This is a genomic window from Acinetobacter sp. LUNF3 (assembly GCF_022699605.1).
In the GTDB taxonomy this organism is placed as follows: domain Bacteria; phylum Pseudomonadota; class Gammaproteobacteria; order Pseudomonadales; family Moraxellaceae; genus Acinetobacter; species Acinetobacter johnsonii.
In genome coordinates this window covers 2936181-2951564 of sequence record NZ_CP093968.1, presented here as the reverse complement: position 1 = coordinate 2951564, position 15384 = coordinate 2936181, and the positions used below count along the sequence as shown (strand labels likewise).

The following is a 15384-nucleotide window of genomic DNA, read 5'->3' as shown; positions in this document are numbered from 1 at the left end:
TTTAAAAGCGCATCCATCGTGATGCGCTTTTTTATGGCTGAAGGAACTGAATTACATTTACTAAATAGTGTAATAGCCCTAAAAAAGGCATGATGGACTGATAAATAATGAATTTTGGGTGGGATTTATGTTGCGTCTTATTTTAGCTTCAGCCGTATGTGCGGGATTATTATCAGGTTGTGCGACGACCAAAGAATTAGTAAATAAAGTCGGTTCTTCAGATACGCCGTTGGCTCAGGTACTTAAAGAGCGTCCAGATTTGCGTAATGAGTTGGCTACGGTTGAAATCCGTCAGTACTTTAATACGGTTGAGTCACCGACTGCGGCAGAAGTTAAAGTGACTGAAACAGGGTTGTTAGATGATTCAGTGAAGTCGGTGCGTACCGTGTATAACTTTAAGTTGGTCGATGGCGACTGGGAAAAAACTGCGACGAAAACCTCTTACCAATGTGCGCGTGGTAAAAATACCAAAAACTTCCAAACAGCGAAGTGTGCATAATAAATCTTTGATTTATGGTTGAAATATAGGCAAGCTTGCTTCATAAAAAGCGTATCGGTTGATGCGCTTTTTTGCTTTTTGGGGTTTTATAAAAATGAATATTTTGATTGTTGGGAACGGTTTTGATCTGTCGCATTATTTACAGACGAAGTACGATCATTTTATGGTCGCAATGGAAGCAATAGAAAATTGGGATGTGTCAAAAGGTGAAATGAACTTTGATGATCTGTTTAGTGCTTTATATGAGAAAGAAGACTATTTTTTTTGATAAAACAAAAGTGCCTAATACAAAACCAAATAAGACAGATGAAACTTAAAAAAGTAACAATACAAACAGATGCAACACTGCTAAAATAGCTTAACTGAGCTTTGTCGGTGTCACCGCTCGGTCTATTATAATAACACCTTTTCTAAAAACGCTTTGTGAATACAGCGTAAAACCAGTGTGCATTTCTCGCACCCATTACATTTTTTTATTCTATTTTACAGTGCTTGTCATTGGGCTTAGTCGTCTCTCCCTCTAACTGACTTTGCTCAGGCTTGTACGCATTTTATATGTAGATAACAATGCAAAACGTAAAAACTTTAAAGTTAAGCCGTGCCACATTGATGTTTCCTTTGGCATTGGTTTTATTCGAATTTTCGGTCTATATCGGTAACGATTTAGTCCAGCCTGCTATGCTCGCGATTACCCAAGACTTTGGGGTAAGCAGTGCATGGGCACCATCGTCTATGTCCTTTTATTTACTGGGCGGGGCTTGTGTCGCATGGCTACTTGGACCACTCTCAGACCGTTTAGGCCGCAAAAAAGTGCTGCTCTCGGGTGTGGCATTTTTTGTGCTGACCTGCCTCGCCATTTTACTCACTCAAAATATTGAGTCTTTTTTGGCGCTCCGCTTTTTACAAGGCGTGGGGCTATCGATGATTTCTGCGGTGGGTTATGCCGCAGTACAGGAAAGTTTTGAAGAGCGTGATGCTATTAAAGTCATGGCTCTTATGGCGAATATTTCTTTGCTAGCACCGTTACTTGGTCCTGTGGTCGGGGCGTTTATGATTGACCATGTGTCATGGCATTGGGGTTTTATTGGCATCGGCTTTTTGGCTTTTTTAAGTTGGTTTGGTTTAAAAGCCAAAATGCCTGCGACACAGCAGCGTCATTCTAAAAAGCCGCTGCGCTATATTTGGGATGACTATAAAACGGTCTATAAAAATAAGACCTTTTTGGCCCTCACCTTTGGCCTACCTATGGTCGCCATGCCTTTGATGCTGTGGATTGCGCTGTCACCCGTGATTTTGGTTGAAGAACTTGGCTTAAGCAGTATGCAATACGGCTTAGCACAGTTCCCCGTCTTGGGTGGTCTCATTCTGGGCAACATAGTACTGATTAAAGTCATCGACAAAATGGTACTGGGTAAAACTGTGTTACTCGGTTTGCCTTTGATGTTCGTTGGTACACTGTTGGTGGTGCTCGGCACGATTTTCCAAAGCTATTTCTTGCCGTTACTGATTGTGGGGATGACTTTGGTGAGCTTTGGCGAAGGTATCAGTTTTTCGGTGTTATATCGCTTTGCGTTGATGTCATCGGAGGTGTCCAAAGGGACGGTTGCCGCAGCCGTTTCGGTACTGATGATGTTTACGTTTTTCTTCGTGATTGAACTGGTGCGTATGGCTTATGTGGCATTTGGTCTTTGGGCCTACAGTTTGGTCTGCCTTAGTTTAATTGCGTTGTGGTTTAGCTTTCCACGTGCGACCGTGAAAAAAGTGATGCAAAAACGTCTGGAGCGTGGTGTTTACTAAGATTTTATTCGCTGAATTCAGCTAAGTTCACATTATAAAAAAAGCGCGCATTCATTTGAATGGGCGCTTTTTTATTACTGCTTTAAAAAATCCTTTTTAAAGCCAGTTTTTTTAAACTTAGGCTTCAGCTTGCTCTGGTTCCAATTTTTTAATTTTGGCATCAAACACAAAAGGCCCAAAAGGTAAGATTGAAGCGATCAAACCTAAAATAAACATCTTCAAAGACCATTTTTGCTTTTCACAGACCACAAACAGCACGATGAGAAACAAGATAAATAATACGCCATGCCCCATACCCACGTATTTGACTAGGATCGGGTTATCAAAGATGTATTTCATTGGCATCGCAACGAATAACAACAGTAAAAAAGAAATCCCTTCTAAAAATCCTACAACACGTAATGTCTGAATGTTCATGGTCAAAAAATCTATGAGAATGAAGCTCGAGTGTACGCAAGAACCAGATAAAAATGAACCACAATACACCCGTACATCATGACGCTTTTAAAGATCTTCGTTGTATCGTCCGTTTTATTTAATGTCTCGGGCCAGCAGTTCAGTTTTTAACTTCAGCAATTCGGGCAGAGTTTCCAGTAGTAGACTGATTTGTTTGAGGACCAAGTGTAAATTCGGACTCATTGTTTCTTGCGCATTTAGGCTTTTAATCTCTGCCAGTTTTTGCTGGATGTCGAGTTCATCTAATGCCTGCTGATGGAGCAGTACATGATTCAGCGTATTTTGACACCACAGCATCAGTTCCAACACTTGCGTATCCTGCACCAATTCTCGGTGACTTCCCAAAGCAGAAATATAACTGAGTTGACTGTGGCTATATACCAAGTAGCGAAAAGCATGATGTACCAGTTCTGGGTTGGGATTGGGCTCGGTACTGAGACTAGAAATCATGCTTACAAGTTCAGTTTGAGCATTATGCGCAGTACGACGCGCACTGCGGTAAGCCAGACTATTATTTTTGCCCTGTTGGTACTGTTCACAAATGGCATTGAAATAGTTGAGGGTTGCATCGGATGCTTTTTTAATGGTGTTGGAAATATTACGGAAGTCCCAATCGGGCCAAATAAAACTCACTGCGAACCAAGCAATGGCACAACCAATGAGGGTGTCTATAATTCGCGGTAAAATAATGGCATAACCTGCACCTTTTAAATTAAAAATCAGCAGCACCATGAGTGTTGCCATCAGGGTCGCCATGGCATATTTCTTGGAACTGAGATAGAAAAAGCACACGCCAAAAATAATGGTTAGTAGCAGTTGTCCTTCAATACTTGGGACGAAATACAGCAGTGGAACCCCTAAGACAACGCCCAAAATAGTGCCCAAGGTTCGCATTTTTAAGCGGCTTTTGGTGGCAAAATAACGCATTTGGCAAACAAATAAACTGGTGAGCAAAATCCAATAGCCATGTTGCGCAAAGGGTAGCAGTGAGATGCCATAACCTACAGTAAAGACGAAGGCGATACGCACCGCATGGCGAAACAGTGCGGATTGGGGGGTGAGATGTTGACTGAGTTTGAGCCACAGATCATGCCAATCATGGATATCATCATCATATAAATTGAGGTTATCAATATGCTGCTGATAACGCTGTTCTTGGCGCGATTGTAGTTCGTTGAGGTGCTGAAAACGTTCATGCACACTGTCTAAATTGTTTAAAATCAGTTGTAGGTTTTTGACTTCAATATTGTGTGGATGATCTCGAACCCAATCCTGCATGGAACTGTGTAAATTCAGCAATGCTTGATTCGTATTCGGATCTGATACATAGGTTTTATTGTTCAAAATACACCGTGCCAAAGCCTGACAGGCAAGGGCTTGCAGCCGAATATTTTTTTGAATACGAAAAATGAGATCAGTTCGGCTAAAGTTTTGATGTAACTGCTCATAGTGCAAATAATTAGAGCTGGCTTGTTCATGAATGTCTTGAACGAGAAAATAGAGGTTGAGCCAATAAATTGTATTTTGGTTGGCGCGAGATGCTTTTAGTCGCGTCAGTAGTGAGCTTTTGGTGTGGTTAAAACTTTGCACCACAGTACTGTTTTGTAAGGATAAATCGTAGAGCAGCGCTTCTACATTGTCTCGATTGTCTGGGTCGAATAGACGTGCTTTTGCGTTGAGCAAATCGGCAACTTGGTTAAAACAGCGGGCTAAGTTGTCCTGAACGGCCAAGGTGGGTTTAAGAATATAAAACACAATGGCGGTACAGCCATACCACAATGCTCCCAAGACAAAACAACTGGGTTGAAAGTACCACACCGAATATTCACCTAGGCCAAACATGCTGTATAGGGAAAGTAGAATGGTGCCAAAGCTCATCGCTGCATAGCGTTGCCCCAGTGCACCCAGTAAAATAAAACAAGCACTAGACAGTGATAAATATAAGATGAAAAAGAATTTATAAGGATGCAAAAAATCTAAAATGCTACTAACACTAAAGAACAAGACACAGACATAGGCAAGGTTTCTGAGACGAATACTGAGCCGGTCGTCGAAGTCGGTCAGGGCTGTTGCAATTGCACCTAATGTGGTCGGAACGATGAGCTGTTGCAGTCCTAAGAAATATAAACCTAAGGTTGTACCACTCAGCACAATCAAAATTTGCAAGCAATACATAAAAATTGCATTGGACTGAAAGGACTGAAACCACTGACGAAAATTGTTCACGATGTAATAGTCTAGGCTTGGTTTTATTTTGGTTTTAGCCTGAACTTTTTTCAGGGCACTGTCAATTTAATGCGGCGCTCCATTGCATGAAAAATTCACCTATGACAATAAAAATGCAGCAGAGCATGGCTCCGCTGCATTGTGTGTATAAGTCGACACTTATCCACATGTGTGAGGTCAAAACACTGTTTTATTCACAGTACAAAGGCGATAGCCTTATTTAATCACGCCACACGCGATACGGTCACCGCCACCGCCAAGTGGTTTAGGGGTATCTGAATAGTTATCACCACCGGCATGCACCATCACCGCTAAGTCCTCAACGTCGGCTAAACTTAAGCGAGGAGCGAGTAAATTGACTTTTGCATTACCTGCTGAGTCGACATTCAAGATGGGTAAATCACCTAGATGGCCATTCAGTGGTGTGCCGTGGTTTGGCGCTTTTTCTGGGTTAAAGTGTCCCCCAGCGGCTAAAGCAGCCACAGGTTTTCCTTCTTTTTCAGCTACATCACACGAACCTTTTTCATGGATATGAAAACCGTGTGGGCCAGGTGGAAGTTGAGTCAAATTGGTTTGAATCGCTAAACCAACAGGGCTATCAATAAAACGAATGGTGCCAATTTTTTGTCCTACACCAGCAGTTGAAACAGCGTGTACATCGACGTCTTTGACCATCGTGTTGGTTTCAGTAGGTGTAGTGGTACATGCCACAGTCCCTAAACCGATTAAAGTCACAAGTGCGCTTAATTTGAAAGCAGAAGACAACATGTTGGGTCCTTTTTTCCTTAAAATTCAGAACCATTCAAACAAAGGCTGGACTTCGGTTCAATGTTGTCCGTACAGCGTTTTTGTATCTGAAATAAAAAAGCGCATACTTTCGAGGAAAGCATGCGCTCAAGTCATCTCGCTGAACTTATTTTTTGGGCGTATCTAAAGGCTCTTCAGGAGGATCATAGGCCAATGTCGCTTTTGGCATCATTAGGGGGTCATTGACTTGTTCATGTAGCCATTCGCGCCAAATGGCTAACAGTACCGCTAGAATCACGGGGCCAACAAATAAGCCGACCATACCAAAGCTGGCTAAACCACCCAATACACCAAACATGATGAGTAAGAATGGAATTTGAGTCGCACCTGAGATCACCAATGGGCGAATCACATTGTCTGCTGTGCTGACCACACAGACACCCCACGCCATCACTCCAATCGCTTCAATAGTCTGTCCTTGAGAGAATAACCATAAAGACACGGCGCTATATGCCACAGGAGGGCCAAAAGGAATGAGTGCAAAGATAAAGGTCACAATGGTCAGTACCATTGGGTTTGGGACACCAGCAACAAAATAGCTCAGACCAGCCAAGAGTGCTTGTGCAATTGCAGTCAGGCCAACCCCATATACCACAGCACGCGTGGTTTCTGAAATGGTGTCTAAATAGTGGTGGATACGTGGGCCAATCACCATCTCCAGCGCTTTACTGACCTGATTTAAAATGGTTTGTCCGTCACGATAGAAGAAGAATAACGACATCACCGCAAAACAGAGTTTAAAAATATTTTTACTAATTTCACTCAGCACCAAACGACCATAGTTTAAGTGGCTTTGAAACCAGCCCGAGACATTTTGTATAATACTGTTCGGATCGGTGTTGATTTCTTTTAAGGTACGGGTGACTTCTTTACCAATAATCGGCAAGTCTCGAATAAATTGCGGAACATCTAAATGACCTGAGAACACTTGTTTTTGCAGTTCATAAAATAGATTACGACCTTCATGCTGTAGCATAAAGATAGCAAAGGTCAGTGGGATACCGACAACTAACACCACCATACTGATCATGAGGGTGGCGCTTAAGGTTGGACGTGGTCCACAGAGTTTCTGTACTGAGTGATATAAAGGCCAAGTGATGTAGGCAATAATCGCAGCCCAAAGCACAGGTACAATAAAGTATTTCAGGACTTGAAAGCTCAAATAGAACAGAATAAAAATCAGTCCAAATAACAATACTTTTTGTAAGGCTGGTGCGTATCGTTGCACGGTATTCACTGCTATATCTCTAAGGTCAAAGTCATATTAACTGAAAAAAATGCGCACGAGAACGTACCCTTGGTAAGTTCTCGTGAATAACCGACTATAAATAGGGAATAGCCCTGTTTTATCTATAGCAAAATATTTTAGAACCAAGCACTTGGGTCATCGACAATGGCGTTCAGCAGCGGTTGCCATTGGCTTTGAATGGAGAGGTAATTCTTTTGTGTTTTATCAAATACGCTTAAACCTTGCATTGCCAATTGGCCATACGCAGTACGTTCTGAAATCCATGCTACAGGTTGTTGTTCAATTTTCGCAAAAAAATCTTGGATGTCTTTGGCACTGGCGCTGTTGGCTTTGACCCGATTGGCCAAAAGCAAAATTTGCACTTTGCCTTTACGAATGCGTTTAATGTCTTGTAAATGCTTTAAAAAACGACGGGTACTGTCAATATCAAAAAACGAGGGTTGCAGTGGGGTCACAATCGCGTGTGCTTCACTGACCAGCTGTTCGGCATGCTCACCAGACAGCGCACCCGGCGCATCGATAATTAAATATTCAATGTTTTTAGGCACTTCACCTATCGATTTCTCATGGCGCCAATCTAAACTTTGAATATGCGCCACTTGCTCTGGACGCTGTTTTAACCACTGACGAGCAGATTTTTGATTATCGGCATCGGCCAAAGCCACTTTATAACCTTTTTGTGCGAGTGCCGAAGCTAAATTGATTGCGGTTATTGTTTTTCCACAGCCACCTTTTTGGTTGGCGATTAATATCGTTTTCATGACCTTAAATGATTTTATTCTGCTCACCTCTAGCATATCATTCTTTTGTGTGTCGCATATGACACCAAACCAAAGTTGTAAGTTTAAATCTTGCTACCTGTAGCACAAAATTAGGAAAGAACCATGTCCATATGGATGGCAATGTTGATCGGTGCAGCAATTGGTGTGGTCTTGACCACCCTTATTTTAAGTCACAGCCGAAATGGACGCATCAAAGCAGAATATGAGCACTACATTGCCGAATTAGAACTAGAGCATCAGCAGGCTTTGGCTCAAGCACAAAAGCGCAGCGTCAATACCAGCCGTGCAGTGCTTAAAGGCAAAATGGCGGAGCAACTGGCACCGATTATGCCGCAGTTTGAATACTTACCTAGTGATGCCAAGTTTTTGGGTGATCCTGTCGACTATGTGGTATTTGATGGCTATACCGACCTGCGTGATGGTGAAGGGCGACCAGAGGACATTGAAATTGTTCTCATTGATATTAAAAGCGGTGGGGCGAGGTTAACCAAAGGACAAGTTGCTATTGCGCAAGCGATTCAAGCAGGGCGGGTTCGTTTTGAAACGGTCCGTATCGACTTTGATACGATCGAATAAGCTTGGCGATGTGCACCCATGAAAGCATCTACTTTATATAGCAGATGCCTTCTACATAGCTATCATGACCCATCGCTTGAATGTGGCTTTTGAGCACGTGCAAAAAACATCAGTTGTCCGAGTTTAGGAATACCTTCGGCATAAAAGTAATGCTGTTCTATCATATTAAATCCTGCTGCTTTTAAGGCCTGTTCAATGTTTCGATTGAGATGGCAACCATCGGCTAAACGTTTTTGTACAGGCGTGAGTAAGTGTTGTAGACGCTGAATATAAAGGTTATTTGTATTTAATACGTGCTCCACCACATGTAAAGTGCCACCCGGTTTGAGCACCCGTAATATTTCCGCCAAAGCCTGTTCTAGCTCAGCAATACTACACAATGTCCATGTACTGACCACATGCTCAAGGCTCTGGTCAGCAAAAGGCAGCTTTTCCGCACGGGCTTGTACATGATGCACTTCAAACGCTGCTGCTTGTACCCGCTCTAAAGCCAAATGATAAATTTCAGGACTGGGTTCAAGGGCAAAGACAGTATCGACATTTTGATAAAATGGCAGATTCAGCCCTGTACCAAAACCAATTTCCAATACCTCTTCCTGAATGGGTAAAAGCAGTTCGCGGCGCTTGTCCATTAAGCTTGGTACTTGCATGACCTGATTCAGGACATGTGGAAAGATGTGTTGTTGATAGTATTTATAAAGCATGATTGTTTTTGAGGCTCTGTTCTTCAGCTCTAGCCTATCTGAAAAGTGCTGTGGCTAAAAGTAGACTGCATAATTCGTTCACAATGTTACTAAGTTCATAAGCTTTTTTTCAGGAAACTGAACTAAGATGAAATTGGTTCGTATTTTCCTAGGTCGATGGGAATGAAGTTTGCAATGAAATCTAAATTTATCCTGCTCAGTTTACTCAGCAGTTTGCTGTTACCCATCAGTGCAAGTGCCACTGTAGATTACAACATTGCTAAAGGTTTAGCGCCGACCTCTAAAGATCAATCGATTTCGGTGTTGAAACCGTTTAAAGGTGATTTTCGAATTTTAGGTTCTAAAATGTATTCGGATGATGCACAAGCCAAATTCTCTCCGATTGACTACGCCGTAAGCTGGGGCTTGTTCGCTGAACCTGAAATTGCACGCCATATTACCGTGAATCAATACGACCGTTATCTCAACTGGAAAATCGATCGTTTGCCTGTGCCTGCCGAGCAAGCCATGCAAATGGTGTCGAATATGCACATTATTCCGGCCAACCCTGAAATTGCTAAACAAATTAAACACGTGAAACGTGGTGATTTGGTTCGTTTAAAAGGTGAGTTGGTTGAAATTAAAGACAAAGATATGGTCTGGACCTCATCCTTAACCCCGACCGATACGGGCGATGGAGCATGTGAAGTATTTCGGGTCAGCTCAATCCAATGGATCGAACGGGTAAAGGGGTAAATTGGAAGTAGTGCTGTGTTACTCCATCGTGCTGTTTTAATGTTTTCTAGGCGATTAATAGTCATATGAAGTCTTGCTCCACGTGAAACCTAGTTGTCAAATCTGTGGATGCTTATAGGTGTATCAATGTTAATAGTGTTTATAAATATTTGATAATAAAATTAATATTGTGATATTCGAAAACCACGTTCAAGTTGCTTGAACGTGGTTTTTTATCTTTATTTTGCAGTTAATGCCGTACCATCAAATTCAATACCGTCCCATCCATTCAACATGAACTGACGAATATTTTGATGATCTGTTGCATCAGGTGTGGCTAAAACAGAAGCATAGTGTTCTGCAAATAGGCTTAAAGTTTGCGCTTGATTGAGACCTTGAAGTTGTGCAAACGAAAACACTTTTGCGCTGCCTTGGTTTTCAGTTGCCGCATTGTGCTGCAAACCATTTTTAAATGCGGTTGGTGTATGTGTATAGGCTGCTTCAATAAAAGCCAATACATCTGAAAATTTTGCTTCGCCCGCTGCAAGCTGAGCCAATAATACCTGTGCCATGCGTCTATTTCCGACTAAATTTATGTCCACATCATACCCAAAAAGTGTGCTCTTGTGAGTTTCTGTCTGAGATAAAACCGTTTGTTCTGCATGAAGAGCGGGTGCTAGTGATTTTGGGAATCTATGTTGTATTGGTCATAGAGCGCACTAGGGTGAAGTAAAGATATTCGGCGATGCTAGGTTTAATATCCCATGTCAAGCATGTGTGAGTTCGAATGCTGATGTTTACTTTTGAAAGTGAGACAAGAAGATATGTAGGGGCAACAACCGATGTTGAAAAACCTTGAAGTACGAGGATTGATTCAGGTTTAATAGCGTTATAGTTGATGAACTGTGGATAACTTCGGACTTATCCATACGCATTTTGTAAAGAATAGGATAGGTCAATGAATTGGATCTTGGTGGCAATGGGGGGCGGAATAGGGGCCTGTTTACGCTACGGTGCAGGATTATGGTTGTTTAAACCGAGTATGAGTTTTCCATGGCCAACATGGTGGATCAACATCATCGGTTGTTTTGCTGCGGGTGTTTTTTTTGCATTTAGCCAGAAGTTTCCAGTACTGCAACAAGAAGCACGTTTATTTTTGATGGTGGGCATACTGGGCGGTTTTACGACATTTTCGAGTTTTGGCCTCGAAACTTTTCAGTTATTTAGACAGGGACAAACAGTGCTGGCTTTGAGTTATGCACTGTCGAGTTTAGTGGTGGGCGTCATCGTGCTTGGGATCGGATTCTATCTGTTGGATAGTGTGCTTAAACATTAAGAAAAACGCTGGTCAAAATAGGAACCAGAAAAGAACGCATAAAAAAGAAGCCTAAGCTGGAGGAGGTCTTAGGCTTCTTGATATCTTTACTATAACGCGTATAGCTTAAAGAAAAATGAAATTATTGTGAGCGTTTGAAACGCGCGAAACGTTTATTGAAGCTTGCAACACGACCTTCATTACTGGTTTGACGTTGTTCACCGGTATAAAACGGATGTGAAGCACTTGAGATATCTAAACTGACGTAAGGATAGGTCTTGCCTTCATGCTCACGAGTTTGATGACTCTGTAAGGTACTACCGATCACGAAAAACGCGTCGGCATTGGTGTCGTGGAACAGGACTTCACGATACTCTGGATGAATATTGGCACACATAGACTTCTCCTTAAATATATTATATTGAAATATTATAATATAACAATAAAGAGGTCAAAATAAACCCAGTGACTTTATGTAACTGGGTTTATTGAGTTGTAGCGATTTTATCGTGCCCGCAGTCTTTATTTAGGCAGGAGGCGGGACCAACTCTTCAAATAGATCATTGAGGTTGTCGTGCACTTTGAGATGAATCAGGTTCCAATAATGTCCTGAGACTGTGCGATTGACCATTAGTGTATCGGGGGAGGGTTTAAACACATCCCAATATTTTAGCGATGGTTTGACCAGTTCAATACCATCATGATGCGCTGAGTTCTCAGCAAAGTCATACAAAGTGGTCAGTGGACGCATGAGCACTTCTAACCATGCTTCATACAGTTCGGCAGGGAACTTGCCTTGCTCAGACATCGAGTGCAAAGCAGTCAGTTGCTGTTCCATGGCCAAGATATCACTGTCGCGCGCTGCTTGAATCAGCTGCTTAAAATGCATCACGATTTCAGTCGATAGGGTTTTGACACCGCCGTAGTCATATACGATCACGCTACCATCTTCTCGGAAAGCAAAGTTGCCCGGATGTGGGTCGCAGTGGAAGCGCTTTAAGAAGAAAATCTCGCGCCCAATGGCACGAAATAAACGACGCCCCAGTTCATTGCGTGTGTCTTGTGACCATGTACTGGCAGTTTCAATGCTTTCGCCTTGCTCCAAGCTTAAGGTTAAAATATGGCGGCTTGAATAGTCTTTGTAGACTTGAGGAATAATAATTTTATGGTCTAAAGCTTGATGAAAGGTGCGTGCGACCTCTAAGTTTTGCGCTTCTATTTGATAGTTCAGTTCGTTGTCTAAACTGTCCTGAATTTCTTTAAAGAGTTGATCTTGCAGCTTACGGTCAATTTTGAGCACACCCATCAAGCGTAGCGCTAAACGGACTTGTTTTAAGTCACTTTCACAGGCTTCTTCTACACCCGGATATTGAACTTTAACCACAACTTGCTCACCACTCGGTAAAGTGGCTTTATGCACTTGGCCTATTGATGCTGCGGCAAAGGGTTGTTCTTCAAAGGCTGTAAAAATTTGATTGAGTGGCTTGCCGAGTTCTTTTTCAACTTGAGCTTTGATCTCTTGAAAAGGCATCGCAGGCGCTTGGCGTTGTAATTTACTAATTGCACGTGCTACTTCAGGCGGAAAAATATCTTTGTATTGAGATGCAATTTGCCCGACTTTCATCACGGCACCTTTCATTTCACCTAAGGTATCTGCAATTTGAAGTCCAATGTCCTGAAAAAGCTGACTGCGCGCCGCATTTTTTTTATCTTCATCGGCATTGAAGTTTTTAATTGAATTGGTCACAGTTTTGGTTGCGATACTTGCTGTCATACTGGCAAGTTTCATAAAGCGACGACCGGGCGTACGAGTCGTATTTGCCATGCGATATTCCTCGGGGCATTTTTCATTACATCTCAGATTTGATCATAGGCGACAAATGCAAAACTGCCTACTTTAAATTGTTAAGCTGATGTTTCTATTTAAATAATAGTGGTCAATTGAGTGAATTGCACACAAGATGTCGCTGCATTTAAAAATCGCGTTACACTGTGCGAAAAAATTTGAGTAAGAAATAAATGAAAGTTTATCGTTATTTTACAGGCAAGGACGATGTGCATTTTTGTGCGCGTGTCACCAAAGCACTCAATGAAGGCTATAGCCTGTATGGTTCACCCACCATGACCTTTAATGGCAGTGAGGTGATCGTGGGGCAGGTGGTGGTTAAAGATGTTGAGGATGAAAGTGAAGTGCCACAAGGTCTGAAAGACGCTTTGGCACAACAGTAGAACAGCTGGAATAGGAGAAGAGACTGACTTCTTCCTATTCAGTGCCATGCATGACTTATGGATAGTCCTGACTGAGGCGTTTATTGTTATTATAAAGTCTGAGCAAGAGCAGGGCACACGCCACGCTTAAACCGACAATCAGTCCAATCCAAACACCTGCCGCACCTATGTTGGTGTAGCGCGCTAAATAGATACTGACTGGGAAAGCCACGATCCAATAGGCAACCATTGTGATCCACATTGGGCCTTTGGTATCTTGCATGCCACGTAAGCAGCCTGCGGCACTAATTTGCCAAGCATCCATCAGCTGGTAGGCCAGTGCAAATAATAGTAAATACATCGCAACTTCTGATACTTCATGATTCGAGGTATAAATCGCTACAATTTCAGGACGAAACAGTGCAATCAGTAGCATGGTCATTAGCGCCAAAACCGTACCTGTAGCCAGTCCAAGCTTTTGTACCTTTCGCATAGCCTTCCAGTTTTTCTCGCCATAGTAAGTCCCGACACGAATAGTCAGGGCGATGGCAAGGGACATAGGAATCATAAACAACTGAGAGGTGACCGACATTGCAATCTGATGCGCCGCCACAATGGTTTCACCCAATGGACTGAGAATAATCGCAGCGGTACTAAAAATACTGACTTCGAAGAAAATAGCTAAGCCAATAGGTAAACCAAGTTTTAAAATGCGTTCGATCCAATAGAGATCCATCTTCTCCCAAGTGCTAAACACTTGAGTTTTTTGATATGCCGAGGCTTTAAAAATATAAGTGGCTAAGGTGAAAAACATGATCCATTGTAAAATCGCAGTGGCAAATCCACAGCCTGCTGAACCGAGCGCTGGAATCGGGCCGAAACCATACATAAAGACAAAGTTTAGGGGAACCAAAAGGACCAAGGCGGCTAAGCTAATCACGGTAACAGGACGTGGGTGGCCGAGCGCTTCTGAATATCCACGTAGTGCTGCATACATCGTTACCGCAGGCATACCAAAGCCAATGGCATGTAAAAATAGGCTGGCTTTAGGCAGTAAGTTTGCAGGTACACCCATTAGGGGCAATAACAGCGGCATGGCTTGTAAAATTAAACCCGCAATGCTCCCCAAAATAAAGGCCACCCATAGGGATTGACGGGCAATGGTGGCGATTTTTTCAGGAGTGCGTGCACCATTGGCTTCTGCCACCAACGGCGTTGTCGCAATCATGATGCCGCTAAACAGCAACATCACAGGTATCCATAAACCGACACCGACGGCAATCGAAGCTAAATCGGTAGGGGATAAATGCCCCGCCATGATGGTATCAATTAACCCGAGACCCGCCTGAGAAAACTGCGTGATCAGGATGGGCAGCATTAACACTAGTAACTTTTTTAATTCGAAACGATGGGACGTGATTTTATTTGTAGTCGACACAAAAATTACTCATATTAATCATGTGCTTGGTCTAAATAAATTCAGCGTTGTAAAGTGAGAAGCACACCAATAAAAATTACGACGCCACCAAGTAAACGCTGCCAATTGACAGGTGTTTTTTCGGTACCCAGTAGACCATAGTGGTCAAAAATCATCGAAGTCAGGATTTGTCCAAAAATAACCAAACCTGAAAACGTGAGAAAGCCTAATTTAGGCGCAGTATAGATGCTTATACTGATGGCATAAACCCCTAAGCAACCACCGAGCCATAAGTACCATGGAATATTGGAAAAATCATGTAACTGTGGTTTGTCGACGGGCTGGACTACAACCAAAAGTGCTAAAACGCAGGTTCCAATGAAGAAGGATAACAATGCGGCTTGTAGTGGAGAGTAAAAATATTCTCTGAGTTGTGTATTTAGTGCCGTTTGAAAAGTCATAGCAATGCCAATACCAAAGGCCAGTGGTAGCATAAACAGCAAGTGGCTCGATATTTTCATCATTTTAAACCATTCATTCTTCTTGTCTTTTTATCAGTCTAATCCAAATATACACAGATTTCATAAGTGTCTTGATGCAGTCATGTTAAAATATGCAAGATTACCGCTGTGCT

Annotated in this window: 17 protein-coding genes and 1 pseudogene; 7 read left to right on the top strand and 11 right to left on the bottom strand. The window is 42.4% G+C overall.

From position 1 onward, the window contains the following. Nucleotides 1–127 precede the first annotated feature (127 nt). The 3 genes and pseudogenes from MN200_RS14445 to MN200_RS14435 all read left to right on the top strand — a co-directional run bounded on the left by MN200_RS14445 (nucleotide 128) and on the right by MN200_RS14435 (nucleotide 2296). Nucleotides 128–499, top strand: coding sequence for a hypothetical protein (locus MN200_RS14445; protein ID WP_058870386.1), 372 nt, complete (start codon nucleotides 128–130; stop codon nucleotides 497–499). Between the two features lie 94 nt (nucleotides 500–593). Next, a pseudogene (locus tag MN200_RS14440) lies at nucleotides 594–764 on the top strand (AbiH family protein); the annotation flags it as partial. Nucleotides 765–1066: 302 nt separating this feature from the next. Then, complete coding sequence (locus MN200_RS14435) at nucleotides 1067–2296, top strand: MFS transporter (protein ID WP_058870384.1); 1230 nt, start codon at nucleotides 1067–1069, stop codon at nucleotides 2294–2296. 117 nt (nucleotides 2297–2413) lie between these two features. Here MN200_RS14435 and MN200_RS14430 read toward each other — a convergent pair whose 3' ends face one another. The 5 genes from MN200_RS14430 to MN200_RS14410 all read right to left on the bottom strand — a co-directional run bounded on the left by MN200_RS14430 (nucleotide 2414) and on the right by MN200_RS14410 (nucleotide 7795). Continuing rightward, nucleotides 2414–2713: a DUF3817 domain-containing protein gene (locus MN200_RS14430; protein WP_004977999.1), complete on the bottom strand. Its 300-nt coding sequence runs from the start codon at nucleotides 2711–2713 to the stop codon at nucleotides 2414–2416. Nucleotides 2714–2827: 114 nt separating this feature from the next. Beyond that, complete coding sequence (yccS, locus tag MN200_RS14425) at nucleotides 2828–4978, bottom strand: YccS family putative transporter (RefSeq protein WP_081313268.1); 2151 nt, start codon at nucleotides 4976–4978, stop codon at nucleotides 2828–2830. 216 nt (nucleotides 4979–5194) lie between these two features. Continuing rightward, nucleotides 5195–5746 (bottom strand): superoxide dismutase [Cu-Zn] SodC, encoded by a 552-nt coding sequence (sodC, locus tag MN200_RS14420; protein WP_242759726.1) that lies wholly within the window; start codon nucleotides 5744–5746, stop codon nucleotides 5195–5197. 145 nt (nucleotides 5747–5891) lie between these two features. Continuing rightward, nucleotides 5892–7013, bottom strand: a complete 1122-nt coding sequence (locus MN200_RS14415) for an AI-2E family transporter (RefSeq protein WP_242760550.1) — start codon at nucleotides 7011–7013, stop codon at nucleotides 5892–5894. A 137-nt stretch (nucleotides 7014–7150) separates the two neighbouring features. After that, nucleotides 7151–7795, bottom strand: coding sequence for a ParA family protein (locus MN200_RS14410; RefSeq protein ID WP_004977991.1), 645 nt, complete (start codon nucleotides 7793–7795; stop codon nucleotides 7151–7153). Nucleotides 7796–7918: 123 nt separating this feature from the next. Here MN200_RS14410 and MN200_RS14405 point away from each other — a divergent pair, with 123 nt between their 5' ends. Next, entirely contained in the window at nucleotides 7919–8392 is a 474-nt protein-coding gene (locus tag MN200_RS14405; protein ID WP_242759725.1) for a Holliday junction resolvase-like protein, read from the top strand. Nucleotides 8393–8454: 62 nt separating this feature from the next. Here the strand turns inward: MN200_RS14405 and MN200_RS14400 are convergent, their stop codons facing one another. Next, on the bottom strand, nucleotides 8455–9096 hold the full coding sequence (locus MN200_RS14400) for a class I SAM-dependent methyltransferase (protein ID WP_058870380.1): 642 nt from the start codon (nucleotides 9094–9096) through the stop codon (nucleotides 8455–8457). A gap of 174 nt (nucleotides 9097–9270) precedes the next feature. Between MN200_RS14400 and MN200_RS14395 the strand changes: the two genes are divergently transcribed. After that, on the top strand, nucleotides 9271–9831 hold the full coding sequence (locus MN200_RS14395; RefSeq protein ID WP_058870379.1) for a hypothetical protein: 561 nt from the start codon (nucleotides 9271–9273) through the stop codon (nucleotides 9829–9831). A gap of 218 nt (nucleotides 9832–10049) precedes the next feature. Here MN200_RS14395 and MN200_RS14390 read toward each other — a convergent pair whose 3' ends face one another. Further along, a complete protein-coding gene (locus tag MN200_RS14390) occupies nucleotides 10050–10382 on the bottom strand; it encodes a HopJ type III effector protein (protein WP_058870378.1) in 333 nt (110 codons plus the stop codon). Nucleotides 10383–10768: 386 nt separating this feature from the next. On the opposite strand from MN200_RS14390, the gene crcB reads away from it, so the two are divergent. Further along, complete coding sequence (gene crcB, locus MN200_RS14385; protein ID WP_004977981.1) at nucleotides 10769–11146, top strand: fluoride efflux transporter CrcB; 378 nt, start codon at nucleotides 10769–10771, stop codon at nucleotides 11144–11146. A 121-nt stretch (nucleotides 11147–11267) separates the two neighbouring features. Here crcB and MN200_RS14380 read toward each other — a convergent pair whose 3' ends face one another. Both MN200_RS14380 and MN200_RS14375 read right to left on the bottom strand, forming a co-directional pair. Continuing rightward, nucleotides 11268–11522: a type B 50S ribosomal protein L31 gene (locus MN200_RS14380; protein ID WP_058870377.1), complete on the bottom strand. Its 255-nt coding sequence runs from the start codon at nucleotides 11520–11522 to the stop codon at nucleotides 11268–11270. Nucleotides 11523–11651: 129 nt separating this feature from the next. Then, nucleotides 11652–12950 carry an AarF/ABC1/UbiB kinase family protein gene (locus MN200_RS14375; RefSeq protein ID WP_242759724.1) on the bottom strand — a complete coding sequence of 433 codons (1299 nt, stop codon included), beginning with the start codon at nucleotides 12948–12950 and terminating at the stop codon, nucleotides 11652–11654. Between the two features lie 194 nt (nucleotides 12951–13144). Here MN200_RS14375 and MN200_RS14370 point away from each other — a divergent pair, with 194 nt between their 5' ends. Further along, nucleotides 13145–13354 (top strand): DUF1737 domain-containing protein, encoded by a 210-nt coding sequence (locus tag MN200_RS14370; RefSeq protein ID WP_004691402.1) that lies wholly within the window; start codon nucleotides 13145–13147, stop codon nucleotides 13352–13354. Between the two features lie 55 nt (nucleotides 13355–13409). Here MN200_RS14370 and MN200_RS14365 read toward each other — a convergent pair whose 3' ends face one another. Then, a complete protein-coding gene (locus tag MN200_RS14365) occupies nucleotides 13410–14771 on the bottom strand; it encodes an MATE family efflux transporter (protein WP_278189329.1) in 1362 nt (453 codons plus the stop codon). Nucleotides 14772–14812: 41 nt separating this feature from the next. After that, nucleotides 14813–15274 (bottom strand): DMT family transporter, encoded by a 462-nt coding sequence (locus tag MN200_RS14360; protein ID WP_168158634.1) that lies wholly within the window; start codon nucleotides 15272–15274, stop codon nucleotides 14813–14815. Between the last annotated feature and the right edge of the window lie 110 nt (nucleotides 15275–15384).